The 13016-nt window shown below is 54.4% G+C and carries 12 protein-coding genes and 1 riboswitch; of the genes, 5 read left to right on the forward strand and 7 right to left on the reverse strand.

Features of this window, described 5'->3' with window-relative positions; translation table 11 throughout:
- Positions 1-176: 176 nt before the first annotated feature.
- From PSSD_RS02445 to metG, 5 genes are all read right to left on the reverse strand, one after another.
- Positions 177-1874, reverse strand: a complete 1698-nt coding sequence (locus tag PSSD_RS02445; RefSeq protein ID WP_039333784.1) for an NAD-dependent malic enzyme — start codon at positions 1872-1874, stop codon at positions 177-179.
- 158 nt (positions 1875-2032) lie between these two features.
- Entirely contained in the window at positions 2033-2929 is an 897-nt protein-coding gene (gene cdd, locus PSSD_RS02450) for a cytidine deaminase (RefSeq protein WP_058969234.1), read from the reverse strand.
- Positions 2930-3054: 125 nt separating this feature from the next.
- Positions 3055-3747, reverse strand: coding sequence for a CidB/LrgB family autolysis modulator (locus tag PSSD_RS02455; RefSeq protein WP_058969235.1), 693 nt, complete (start codon positions 3745-3747; stop codon positions 3055-3057).
- Complete coding sequence (locus tag PSSD_RS02460; RefSeq protein ID WP_058969237.1) at positions 3740-4147, reverse strand: CidA/LrgA family protein; 408 nt, start codon at positions 4145-4147, stop codon at positions 3740-3742. Before PSSD_RS02460 ends, PSSD_RS02455 begins: the two co-directional genes overlap by 8 nt.
- A gap of 172 nt (positions 4148-4319) precedes the next feature.
- The gene (gene metG, locus PSSD_RS02465; protein WP_039333800.1) at positions 4320-6353 is read right to left on the reverse strand and encodes a methionine--tRNA ligase; all 2034 of its coding nucleotides are present in this window, start codon (positions 6351-6353) and stop codon (positions 4320-4322) included.
- 143 nt (positions 6354-6496) lie between these two features.
- Between metG and apbC the strand changes: the two genes are divergently transcribed.
- On the forward strand, positions 6497-7609 hold the full coding sequence (gene apbC, locus PSSD_RS02470; RefSeq protein ID WP_039333802.1) for an iron-sulfur cluster carrier protein ApbC: 1113 nt from the start codon (positions 6497-6499) through the stop codon (positions 7607-7609).
- Here apbC and PSSD_RS02475 read toward each other — a convergent pair.
- The gene (locus PSSD_RS02475) at positions 7606-8058 is read right to left on the reverse strand and encodes a GNAT family N-acetyltransferase (protein WP_058969239.1); all 453 of its coding nucleotides are present in this window, start codon (positions 8056-8058) and stop codon (positions 7606-7608) included. The genes apbC and PSSD_RS02475 overlap by 4 nt on opposite strands.
- A gap of 317 nt (positions 8059-8375) precedes the next feature.
- Here PSSD_RS02475 and ahpC point away from each other — a divergent pair, with 317 nt between their 5' ends.
- The gene (gene ahpC / locus PSSD_RS02480) at positions 8376-8939 is read left to right on the forward strand and encodes an alkyl hydroperoxide reductase subunit C (protein ID WP_039333805.1); all 564 of its coding nucleotides are present in this window, start codon (positions 8376-8378) and stop codon (positions 8937-8939) included.
- Between the two features lie 70 nt (positions 8940-9009).
- Positions 9010-10578 (forward strand): alkyl hydroperoxide reductase subunit F, encoded by a 1569-nt coding sequence (gene ahpF, locus PSSD_RS02485; protein ID WP_058969241.1) that lies wholly within the window; start codon positions 9010-9012, stop codon positions 10576-10578.
- 66 nt (positions 10579-10644) lie between these two features.
- Here the strand turns inward: ahpF and PSSD_RS02490 are convergent, their stop codons facing one another.
- Entirely contained in the window at positions 10645-10848 is a 204-nt protein-coding gene (locus tag PSSD_RS02490; protein WP_039333809.1) for a hypothetical protein, read from the reverse strand.
- Between the two features lie 325 nt (positions 10849-11173).
- Positions 11174-11268, forward strand: a riboswitch (TPP riboswitch).
- Between the two features lie 33 nt (positions 11269-11301).
- On the opposite strand from PSSD_RS02490, the gene thiM reads away from it, so the two are divergent.
- A complete protein-coding gene (thiM, locus tag PSSD_RS02495; RefSeq protein WP_058969243.1) occupies positions 11302-12090 on the forward strand; it encodes a hydroxyethylthiazole kinase in 789 nt (262 codons plus the stop codon).
- Positions 12087-12887, forward strand: coding sequence for a bifunctional hydroxymethylpyrimidine kinase/phosphomethylpyrimidine kinase (thiD, locus tag PSSD_RS02500; protein ID WP_039333814.1), 801 nt, complete (start codon positions 12087-12089; stop codon positions 12885-12887). The genes thiM and thiD overlap by 4 nt, the downstream gene beginning before the upstream one ends.
- The last annotated feature ends 129 nt before the right edge of the window (positions 12888-13016 follow it).

Here is a 13016-nt window from a genome sequence, read left to right on the forward strand (position 1 = left end):
CTCAGGAGCTTACTGAAGTAAGTGACTGAGGTAAATGCATGTAGCCAACGCGCCTGCAACTTGAAGTATGAAGGGTATAAAGGCTACTTGAGGCGGGGACAGTAAGCAAGTTAACGCCGATTGGCTGGTGTTTTTTTAAGCGCAGCCGGTACTGATTTCCCGGCTGCGCTGCCTTATCAGATCGAGGTACGGCGATAGTGACGATACTGCGGCAGCCAGAAGTTGTTATTCACGGCTTTTGACAGCACATCTTCTGACGTCACCACAGCCACACCGGCCAGTTGCGCCGCTTTGCCCACTTCCATGGCGATCAGTTTTGACACGCCCTGAATGTGTTTAAGCTCTGGCAGTACTGGACCTTCACCGTCATTCACCAGCGGTGAGCAGTCAGCCAGTGCACGACTGGCGGTCATCAGCATGGAGTCGGTGATGCGTGTTGCACCCGCCGCAATCACGCCCAAACCAATGCCAGGGAAAATATAGGAGTTGTTACACTGGGCAATCGGATAGGTTTTGCCTTTCCAGGTCACCGGCGCAAAGGGGCTGCCCGTGGCGACCAGCGCTTCGCCATCGGTCCAGGCGATGATATCTGCCGGGGTGGCTTCGACACGAGAGGTCGGGTTAGACAACGGCATCACAATTGGACGCTTGGTGTGCTTGTGCATCTCACGGATGATCTCCTCCGTGAACAGCCCCGGCTGGCCAGATACGCCGATTAAGATATCCGGCTTGGCGTTGCGCACCACATCCAGCAGCGAAATCGAATCGCTGGTCACATCCCAATCCTGCAGATTGTCGCTCTTCTGCACCAGTTTGCTCTGGAAATCGAGCAGGTTTGGTAGTTTGTCGGTCAGCAGGCCAAAGCGATCCACCATCATCACGCGTGAACGGGCTTCGTCGTCGCTGAGTCCTTCAGACTTCATCTGCGCAATGATCTGCTCGGCGATACCACAGCCGGCGGAACCTGCACCGAGGAACACCACTTTCTGCTCACACAGGCGGCTACCGGCTGCACGGCTGGCGGCGATCAAGGTGCCCACGGTAACGGCAGCGGTGCCTTGAATGTCATCATTAAAGCAGCAAACTTCATCGCGATAGCGTTCCAGCAGCGGCATGGCATTTTTCTGCGCGAAGTCTTCAAACTGCAACAGCACGTTCGGCCAGCGGCGTTTTACCGCCTGGATGAACTCATCAACAAAGGCTTCGTACTCTTCGCCGGTGATGCGCGGATGACGCCAGCCCATATACAACGGGTCGTTCAGCAACTGCTGGTTATTGGTACCGACATCCAGCACCACAGGCAGGGTGTAGGCCGGGCTGATCCCACCACAGGCGGTATACAGTGACAGCTTACCGATGGGAATGCCCATGCCGCCGATACCCAGGTCACCCAGACCCAGAATACGTTCGCCATCGGTGACCACAATCACTTTTACGTTCTGCTTAGTGGCGTTCTGCAGCATGTCTTCAATGCGGTCGCGGTTGTTATACGAGATGAAAACACCGCGTGCGCGACGATAGATTTCTGAGAAGTGTTCACAGGCCGCGCCGACTGTTGGGGTGTAGATAATCGGCATCATCTCTTCCAGATGATTGTCGAGCAGACGGTAGAACAGGGTTTCGTTGGTGTCCTGGATGTTACGCAGATAGACGTGCTTGTCGTTATTGTTTTTGAAATCCAGGAACTGACGCCAGGCGCGTTCGGCCTGCTCTTCGATGGTTTCAACGGCTTCAGGGAGTAGGCCGTTGAGGTTGAATTCGTTACGTTCTTCCAGGGTGAATGCGCTGCCTTTATTCAGCAGCGGAAATTCCAGCAGGATCGGACCCGCATAAGGAATATACAGCGGGCGTTTACTTTCGTAGTCGAGTTCCATGCAGTGTTTGCTCCGGTTGCAGTGTTTTCTGACGCTCACGGGAAAAGGTAACGCCAGTCCTGTTCAATGTGAAGTGGATCTGGCGCCCGATCCTATGAGTTTTCCTGCAGATGTACAGCTTTTGTTAACAGCAGGTCACAAAAGCGGTAAAAGGATCACTAAACTGATGTTTTCGAAACTAAAGTAAGTGAGAAATCTTCACAGCCCAAGGCCGCAAGCGTCGATCGCGTGGCATCAAGTTGGCTCAATGTACTACCCTGACATTCGGCCAGTACCGCCTGTTGCACGCTATCAAGTGCTTCATTGCTCATGTTCATCATAATGAGCGCGGCCTGAAGAGGTGGCAGGCTTGGGTTAAATGCCGCATTTTCGGCATATTGACCACGGAAAATCTTGCCGCTTTGGCTGCGCAATGCAACGCCGCTAAAACTCTGGCTGTAAGGGGCGTGGCTGTGATTGGCCGCCTCAATCGCGGCTTGCTGCAGCGCATCTCCCTCGACTTTAAAGCCGTGATCGATTGGCGTCAGCAGGCGCTCGGTAATGTTTAAATCTGCCGGGCCAAAGGCATCAGGCAGATAATCACCCAGCGTGCTAATAGCTCGACCGGGTAAACTAATGCGGATAGCTGTTCCGCTATTCAGCTCATTCATAAACTGACGGCAGTGGCCGCAAGGCGTGTAGTTAACGGTGATGGCATCCAGCTTTTCTTCACCGCGCAGCCAGGCGTGGGTGATGGCGCTTTGTTCCGCATGAACGGTTTGTTGGAGCGGAGCGTGCTCAAACTCCATATTGGCACCAAAGTACCAGTGACCACTCACACCGCGCGAAATCGCCCCCACGTTAAAATTGGAGACAGTGGCGACTGCACAGCATGCTGCAATCGGCAGCAGCGCCAACGCCAGCGCATCCTCATCCAGACCGGTTTCCTGCTTCAGGTGCGCCACATCTTGCGGGCGGAGTACGCCCTGAAAATCAACCGAATCCAGCAGCGGTTGGATCGCCGCTTGTAACGAAGCGGGCAGGGCAGTAAAAGCAGCAGTAAATCGTGGATGCATGATGTGATGACCTCATAAACGCGTTAACGGCGATGCGCCGTCTGAGGGGTTATATGTGATCTATGTCGCTATGACAATGTAAGCTGATTCAGTTGTTTCAACTTTGCGAGATCTCTCGCAAAGTTTTAGCCAAACCAGTGCATCAGCAACGGAAAAAGAAACGGTGCCAGTAGCGAAGTAATGATGCCGCAAATCACTAACGCCAGAGAACTAAACGCCCCTTCCTGATAATCGATCTCCGCTGCACGTGCGGTGCCTAACGCGTGGGATGCATTGCCAATTGCTAATCCGCGTGAAGATTTGCTGCGCACGTTAAACAGATTGAGCAACATATGGCCGAACACCGCACCCAGTACCCCGGCAATCAGCACGCAGATAGCACTGATGGCGGGGATACCGTGCAGCGAGCCGGACACCGCCATGGCAATCGGCGTGGTGACCGATTTCGGCATGATGGTGGCGGCAATTTCTGGTGTTGCCCCCATCCACAGCGCGATAGCGGTGCCTGATACCATCGCGGTGATGCTACCGATAAAACACACGCTGATGATGGTTTTCCAGCGCGCGCGTATTTGATGCATCTGCTCATACAGCGGCAAGGCCAGCGCCACCACGGCCGGTTGCAACAGTTGGTTCAGGAATGCACTGCCGGCGAAATAGCGCGTGTAAGGAATATGCGTGAGCAGCAGAATGGGGATCACGATCGCCATCGCCACCAGTAATGGGTTAATGATGGAAATATTGATTTTTGCTGCCAGCTTGCGCGCTAACAGATAAGCCACCAGGGTAAGCGGTAGCGACCACCATGCGTCAGTCATGCGGCTGCTCCTGCGGACGTTGCAGACGCTCGGCGCTGATGCCGACAATCAACAGCACCAAAAACGTGCTGACAAAGCAGGAAACCACAATGGGCCCAAATTGGGCACTGAGAATATCAGTGTAACCCATTACGCCCACGCTGATGGGGACGAACAGCAGCGCCATATAGCGGATCAACAGATAGCAGCCAGGTTTGACCCACTCAACCGGCAGGATTTGCAGCGCCAGCAAGCTGAACAGCAAGAGCATGCCAATGATGCTCCCCGGAATGGTGATCGGGAGTAGGGCAGCAACACCATTTCCGGCATACAGCGCGGCATAAATAATCACAAAGGCACGCAAATAGTGCCAGCAAGCAGTTAACACGACAGGCTCCACACTAGAGGGGATACCCTTCATACTTCAAGTTGCATGTGCGTTGGCTACATGCATTCACCTCAGTCACTTACTTCAGTAAGCTCCTGAGGATTCATGCACTTGCCGCCTTCCTGAACCAGGAGTAGGCCCCATGAGGGGACTCGAAATATTTTGGGTATAGATAAAAAAGCCGCCCCGAAGGCGGCTTGTTCAATTACTTAACCTGCATACCCGGCTTCGCACCGCTATCCACTGACAGTACGAACAGGTCTGAACCGCCTGAACCTGCTGACAGCACCATGCCTTCCGACACGCCGAAACGCATCTTACGTGGGGCAAGGTTAGCGACGATAATAGTCATCTTACCGACCAGCACCGACGGATCAGGATAAGCCGCACGAATGCCGGAGAAGATCTGGCGCTTCTCGCCGCCGAGATCCAGCTCCAGGCGCAGCAGCTTGTCAGAACCTTCAACCAGCTCGGCTTTCTCGATCAGCGCGACGCGCATATCGACCTTGGCAAAATCATCAATGGTGATGGTGTCACCAATCGGTGCATCAGCCAGAGGACCGGTGACCGCAGGCTTATTCGCTGCTGCCGCGTCCTCTTTAGACGCCTCAATCAACCCTTCCACTTTCGCCATTTCGATACGACCGTACAGTGCTTTGAACGGGGCAACATCATGATTCAGCAGCGGCTGCGCAATCGCATCCCAGCTCAGTTCGCTCTGCAGGAAAGCTTCAGCACGTGCACTCAGCGATGGCAATACCGGCTTCAGCCAGGTCATCAACACGCGGAACAGGTTGATACCCATGGAGCAGATCGCTTGCAGGTCAGCATCGCGGCCTTCCTGTTTCGCCACCACCCACGGTGCCTGCTCATCAACATAGCGGTTAGCAATGTCGGCCAGCGCCATGATTTCGCGGATGGCACGGTTGTATTCGCGGCTTGCCCAGGCTTCACCGATCTTCTCGGAAGCATCAACGAAGGTCTGATACAGCGCCGGATCGGCCAGTTCGCTCGACAGTTTGCCGCCGAAGCGTTTAGTGATGAAGCCCGCATTACGTGACGCCAGGTTTACCACTTTATTGACGATATCTGCGTTCACGCGCTGCACGAAATCTTCCAGATTCAGGTCGATATCATCGATACGTGAAGAGAGTTTCGCCGCGTAGTAGTAACGCAGGCTGTCAGCATCCAGGTGTTGCAGCCAGGTGCTGGCTTTGATGAAGGTGCCGCGTGATTTGGACATCTTCGCGCCGTTCACTGTCACATAACCGTGGACAAACAGGTTGGTCGGTTTGCGGAAGTTGCTGCCTTCCAGCATCGCTGGCCAGAACAGGCTGTGGAAGTAAACGATGTCTTTACCGATGAAGTGATACAGCTCGGTAGAGGAATCTTTCTTCCAGAACTCGTCGAAATTGATATCGCCGCGCTTGTCACACAGGTTCTTAAAGGAACCCATATAACCGATTGGCGCATCCAGCCACACGTAGAAATATTTGCCCGGCGCACCTGGAATTTCAAAGCCGAAGTAAGGGGCATCACGAGAGATATCCCATTGCTGTAAGCCAGAATCGAACCACTCCTGCATCTTGTTCGCAACCTGCTCCTGCAACGCACCTGAACGGGTCCAGGTCTGCAACATCGCACTGAATGACGGCAGGTCGAAGAAGAAGTGTTCTGAATCACGCAATACCGGTGTCGCACCAGATACCACTGATTTTGGATCGATCAGCTCGGTTGGGCTGTAGGTCGCGCTGCACACTTCGCAGTTATCGCCATACTGATCCGGTGACTTACATTTCGGGCAGGTGCCTTTCACAAAACGATCGGGCAGGAACATGCCTTTCTCGGGATCGTACAGCTGTGAAATAGTGCGGTTTTTAATGAAACCGTTTTCTTTCAGGCGGCCGTAGATCAGCTCAGACAGCTGGCGGTTTTCGTCACCGTGCGTCGAATGATAGTTGTCATAGCTGATGTCGAAACCGGCGAAGTCAGTTTCATGTTCCTGCTTCATCTCTGCGATCATCTGCTCAGGCGCAACGCCAAGCTGCTGAGCTTTCAGCATGATAGGCGTGCCGTGGGCGTCGTCGGCACAGATGAAGTAAACCTGATTGCCACGCATTCGCTGGTAACGGACCCAAATGTCAGCCTGAATGTGTTCAAGCATATGACCAAGATGGATAGAGCCGTTGGCGTACGGCAGTGCGCACGTTACCAGAATTTTTTTAGCGACATGAGTCATAGTTTGCGTAGCGTTCCGTAAGAAAAAAATCGGGCTTAGATGTTAACCGAAGCACCCTCTGGCGTAAACACAACTGCACGGCATCTGATATTATTGAAGACACACCGCCGTGATTTGGCGTTATGAAAAGACAAGGAGTTGGGATGACTTCACAATCCCGGGAACATCACTCGCCCGAAGCGTTGCGTGCTGTGGTTATCGGCGTGCTGAGCGACTTTGAACATCCGACACTGCATCACAATCTGACAACCCTCAAAGCACTGCGTCATGTGGCGCTGCTGGATGGCAAACTGCATATCGAACTGGTGATGCCGTTTGCCTGGGCCAGTGCCTTTGAAGAACTGAAGGCGCAAACCAGCGCAGAATTGCTGCGTCTGACCCATGCCAGCGCGATTGACTGGCGGCTGCGTCATGACATCGCCACGCTGAAACGCGTGAAGAATCACCCTGGCGCCACCGGGGTGAAAAACATCATCGCGGTAAGCTCCGGCAAAGGGGGCGTGGGTAAATCCAGCACCGCGGTGAATATGGCGCTGGCGCTGGTGGCGGAAGGCGCACGCGTCGGGATCCTCGATGCGGATATTTACGGGCCATCCATTCCCAATATGCTCGGCACCGAGAGCCAACGTCCGACCTCGCCGGATGGTACCCATATGGCACCGATCATGGCTCATGGCCTTGCGACCAATTCGATTGGTTATCTGGTTACTGATGAAAATGCCATGGTATGGCGCGGCCCGATGGCCAGCAAAGCCTTAATGCAACTGCTCAATGAGACGATGTGGCCGGACCTCGACTATCTGATTTTAGATATGCCGCCCGGCACCGGTGATATTCAGTTAACCCTGGCGCAAAACGTACCGGTCACCGGTGCGCTGGTGGTGACCACGCCGCAGGACATCGCGCTGATTGATGCACGTAAGGGCATTGTGATGTTTGAAAAAGTCAGTGTGCCCGTGTTAGGTGTGGTGGAGAACATGAGTATTCACATCTGCAGCGAATGTGGCCACCACGAGCCGATTTTCGGCACCGGCGGTGCACAGAAACTGGCAGCGGATTACCACACGCGCTTACTGGCGCAGTTGCCGCTGCATATTAATCTGCGTGAGGATCTGGATGATGGCGAGCCAACGGTGATCCGCCGTCCAGACAGCGAGTTCACGGCACTCTATCGCCAGTTAGCCGGGCGCGTCGCCGCACAGCTTTACTGGCAGGGCGAAGTCATTCCAGCGGATATCGCCTTCCGCGCGGTTTAACCTGCTGATTTTCTGCTGGCGCGGGTCGCCAGCGGAAAATGCATCAGCACATATTTTCCCTGATCGCTCTCGCCTACCGCTTCACGCTGCCAGCCGTGTTTCAGATAAAAAGTCTGGGCCGCTTGATTCTGCATCAGACATTTCAAAGCGCCGGTTGAGGTGAAACGCTGCTGCACGTGCTCCAGCAGTGCACTTCCCACACCACGCCCCTGAAAATCAGGGTCGACATACAGGCTGTGCAGGAAGTTGTCATTATCCAGTACACCGGCAAACCCCACGCGATGACCATCGATCTCTGCAACCAACACGGTTTCGCCGAGGATCACCGCATCAAAATCCTCCAGCTGCCACTCATCGCCAGCCAGCCACGTCCAGTTGCGACGGCGCGCCGCCAAAAAGAGCGTGCGCAGAAAAGGGCGGTCGGCTTCCTCAAAAAAACGAATCTTCACGCAATTCTCCCTCAAACTTTCTCACCTCTGTAGCGGCGCGATTCATCGCGCAACCGTCAGCAACACAGCGGATTTACCCCTGCGCGATAAATCGCGCCGCTACAAATGGTAATCGCTCTTTAAAAATAGTTGTCGCACCGGAAAAAGATAAACCCTGTCAAATCAGCGGGGTTTCTGTGTAGAATGCCGCGGCAAGCCGCATGGAATCAGGCATCAGCGCTTTGATAGCTTTTGATTATCTAATTGATAACGACTGCATATTAGAAGTTGGCCCGGAAAAACTGTAACTTGCATCACATCTTTTAACGGAGGTCACCATGTCCATCATTAATACCAAAATCAAACCATTCAAAAACGCAGCGTTCAAAAACGGCGAATTCATCGATGTAACCGAGAAAGACGTTGAAGGTAAATGGAGTGTTTTCTTCTTCTACCCGGCTGACTTCACCTTCGTATGCCCTACCGAACTGGGTGACGTGGCAGACCATCACGAAGAACTGCAGAAAATGGGCGTAGACGTTTACTCCGTTTCTACTGACACGCACTTTACCCACAAAGCCTGGCACGGTTCTTCCGAAACCATCGCAAAAATCAAATACGCGATGATCGGTGACCCAACTGGCGCACTGACCCGTAACTTCGAAATCATGCGTGAAGACGAAGGTCTGGCTGACCGTGGTACCTTCATTGTTGACCCACAGGGCATCATCCAGGCTATCGAAATCACCGCTGAAGGCATTGGCCGTGACGCATCAGACCTGATCCGCAAACTGAAAGCGGCTCAGTACGTGGCTTCTCACCCAGGTGAAGTGTGCCCGGCTAAATGGAAAGAAGGCGAAGCAACACTGGCTCCATCTCTGGACCTGGTTGGCAAAATCTAAGCCACACCCAGCCATTCGATCTTTCTCAATCGGGTGCTACGGCACCCGATTTTCTTGACAGGAACTCACTATGCTCGATACCAATTTAAAAACACAGCTCAAGGCTTACCTTGAGAAATTAACGAAACCGGTTGAGTTGATTGCCACACTGGATGATGGCGCTAAATCTGCGGAGATCCGTTCTCTGCTGACCGATATCGCGAGCTTGTCAGAAAAAGTCAGCTTCCGTGAAGAGAATGATCGTCCGGTTCGTAAACCCTCTTTTCTGATCACTAACCCAGGCAGCCAGAGCGGCCCACGCTTTGCCGGTTCGCCAATGGGTCACGAATTTACTTCACTGGTCCTGGCACTGCTGCAGACCGGTGGACACCCGTCGAAAGAGTCACAGAGTCTGCTGGAGCAAGTGGTTGCTCTGGACACTGACCTGCATTTCGAAACCTATTACTCACTGTCGTGCCACAACTGTCCTGACGTGGTGCAGGCGCTGAATCTGATGGCGATCCTCAACCCGCGCATCAGCCACACCGCCATCGACGGCGGCATGTTCCAGAACGAAATCACCGAACGTAACGTGATGGGTGTGCCTGCCGTATTCCTTAACGGCACCGAGTTTGGTCAGGGCCGTTTAAGCCTGGCGGAAATCGTCGGCAAAGTGGATACCAATGCTGAGAAACGTGCAGCCGAAGAGCTGAACAAGCGTGATGCCTATGAAGTGCTGATCGTCGGCAGCGGCCCCGCGGGCGCAGCGGCAGCGATCTACTCTGCTCGTAAAGGCATCCGCACGGGCCTGATGGGCGAGCGTTTTGGCGGCCAGGTGCTCGACACGGTAGACATCGAAAACTACATCTCCGTCCAGAAAACCGAAGGCGCTAAGCTGGCTGGTTCATTGCGTGCGCACGTCGATGACTACGATGTAGACGTCATTGACACCCAGAGCGCGATTAAGCTGATTCCGGCGGCGAAAGAGGGCGGTCTGCACGCGATTGAAACCGCATCTGGCGCAGTACTGAAATCACGCAGCATCATCATCGCCACCGGCGCACGCTGGCGCAACATGGGTGTGCCGGGTGAAGAGCAGTATCGCACCAAAGGCGTCACCTACTGCCCACACTGTGACGGCCCGCTGTTTAAGGGCAAACGCACGGCGGTGATCGGCGGCGGTAACTCTGGAGTGGAAGCGGCTATCGATCTGGCTGGCCTGGTTGAGCACGTGACGCTGCTGGAATTTGCCAGCGAAATGCGTGCCGATAAAGTACTGCAGGACAAACTGCGTAGCCTGAAAAACGTCGATGTGATTCTGAATGCCCAGACCACCGAAGTGAAAGGCGACGGCAGCAAAGTGACCGGCTTGAGCTACATCGATCGTAACAACCAGACCAGCCACGAGATCGCGCTGAGCGGTATCTTTGTGCAGATTGGTTTGTTGCCAAACACCACCTTCCTCGAAGGTGCGGTGGAGCGTAACAAAATGGGCGAGATCATCATCGATGACAAGTGCGAAACCAGCCTGAAAGGCGTATTCGCCGCCGGTGACTGCACCACGGTGCCGTACAAGCAGATCATCATTGCCAGCGGTGAAGGCGCTAAAGCCTCACTCAGCGCCTTTGATTATCTGATCCGCACCCAACCGGCTGAATAAGTTTTATTGCGATAGCCACGCAGCAGCCCCGCACCTTGTGTTGCGGGGCTTTTTTTTGCCCGATGATTATCCCAGCCAGCGGCGCGCTTCAGCATCGCTAATATCACGGTAATACACTTTGTGTATTTGTTCTCCGCACCCTTTACACTGCGCTTCAATGTGCGTCGAAAAATAGTGGCGACCACCAGGAGAAATTGCCCCTTTACGGGAAATACGAATCTGATGCCAACGATGTGCGTGCGGAATAAAGCTGAATAACTTTAGGTTCATTTTCGATCCCGGAATTGGGTGGGCAGAGTCTGTCTTCAAGTCCGGAGGGGGATTAGGCCGTTTTATGGGATGTCAGGCGTTGATGCTAATCAATTAGTGGTATTGATTATCTTAATTTCCGCGTTTTTGCCTATGTAGATTAAAAAAGGAATTAATACATTAAGCGGATATATTTTCAGTTATTGATCTGGCGGGTGATGTTTATTTTATTGATGGAGGATGAATATTTTATATTTTGATGTGGCGCAATTATTCTCACTCACCGCACAAACCACAATTTACAACCTGCGCGACTGCGCTTATCCTGTCGTCGGCATGTTCTGCATGCCATGACTCGGGGTGCCCCTGTATACAGGGCTGAGATACACCCGCTGACCTGATCTGGATAATGCCAGCGTAGGGAAGTCAGATGCCTGACCGCATTCGCCTTCTTGATCGCCGGTTGGGAGCCTTATGACACACCAGCCTGAAATACTCTCCACTACGCAGCTCGCGCAATCCCTGCACTTACTGCGGCAGCAAACTCCGTTAGTGCACTGCATGACCAACGACGTAGTGCAAACCTTTACCGCTAATGTGCTGCTGGCATTACAGGCGTCTCCGGCGATGGTGACTGACCCAGAAGAGGCGGCCCAGTTTGCTGGTTTCGCGGATGCGTTGCTGATCAATGTGGGTACCTTAACCCGCGACCGCCGCGATGCGATGTTAGCCGCCGTGCAGGCCGCGCAGAAAGCAGGAACACCCTGGACGCTCGATCCGGTGGCAGTGGGTGCGTTATCACTGCGCACCGAATTCTGCCAACAGCTGCTGGGCCTGCAACCCGCCGCGATTCGTGGCAATGCTTCTGAAATCCTTGCGCTAGCCAATCAGGCGGCTGGAGGGCGTGGCGTGGATAGCGTGCATCAAGCGGATGCCGCGCTGAGCGCAGCCCAGCAACTGGCGCAGAAATATCAAACCGTTGTCGCGGTAACCGGAGAAGTTGATTACGTCACTGACGGTAAAAGCACGCTGGCGATCCCTGGTGGCAGCCCCTTGATGACGCGTGTGGTCGGCACCGGTTGTGCACTGTCTGCGGTGGTTGCTGCTTTCGCCAGCTTGCCAGGCGAGCGCCTGCAGCACATTGCAGCAGCGTGCCGCGTGATGTCGTTGGCGGGTGAGCAGGCTGCACGTCAGGTGCAGGGGCCCGGCAGTTTTGTCGCCGCTTTCCTTGACGGACTCTGGACTCTGGAGGTGGCGGCATGAAACGCATCAATGCTTTAACCATCGCTGGCACCGATCCAAGCGGTGGCGCGGGTATTCAGGCCGATCTCAAAGCCTTCTCCGCGTTGGGCGCTTACGGCACCAGTGTGATCACCGCACTGGTGGCGCAGAATACCTGTGGTGTGCAGTCGGTGTATCGTATTGAACCTGATTTTGTTGGCGCGCAGCTGGATTCGGTGCTGGACGATGTGCGTATTGATGCCGCCAAAATCGGTATGCTGTCTGAAACCGCGATTGTCGAAGTGGTAGCACAGCGGCTGAAACGGGCCAGCCTGCCATTTGTGGTGCTGGATACGGTGATGATTGCGAAAAGCGGTGATCCGCTGCTGTCACCCGATGCGGTGGCGAGCGTGCGTGAGTTACTGCTGCCGCACGTCTCATTGATCACGCCGAACCTGCCGGAAGCGGCAACGCTGCTGGGTCGCGATATGGCGCAGGATGAGAAGAGCATGCTGATGCAGGGCGATGCGCTGCTGGATCTCGGCTGCGAAGCGGTGCTGATGAAGGGCGGCCATCTGAGTGATGCCGAAAGCCCAGACTGGCTGATTACACGTGCAGGACGTCAGCGCTTCACTGCCCCGCGCGTCAATACGCGACATACCCATGGCACGGGCTGCACGCTCTCGGCGGCGCTGGCGGCGTTGCGCCCTCGTCATGATAACTGGTCAGATACGGTAGAAGAGGCCAAAGCCTGGCTGCAACAGGCGCTGCTGCATGCTGATTCACTGGAAGTCGGGAAGGGCATTGGGCCGGTGCACCATTTCCATCAATGGTGGTAGGGCGTAACGCCAGATTGCCGCTTTTTCACTGCGTATCCGTCTGAAAAATGGTGTCAGCAATTTGCCAGCCTGGCGCTTTTCGGTCCAGGCTGTTGGGGGCGAATCGGCAGGTGCCGGTTCCCATCCAGC

The sequence above is a fragment of the Type-D symbiont of Plautia stali genome (assembly GCF_001485335.1).
Lineage (GTDB): Bacteria > Pseudomonadota > Gammaproteobacteria > Enterobacterales > Enterobacteriaceae > Pantoea > Pantoea vagans_C.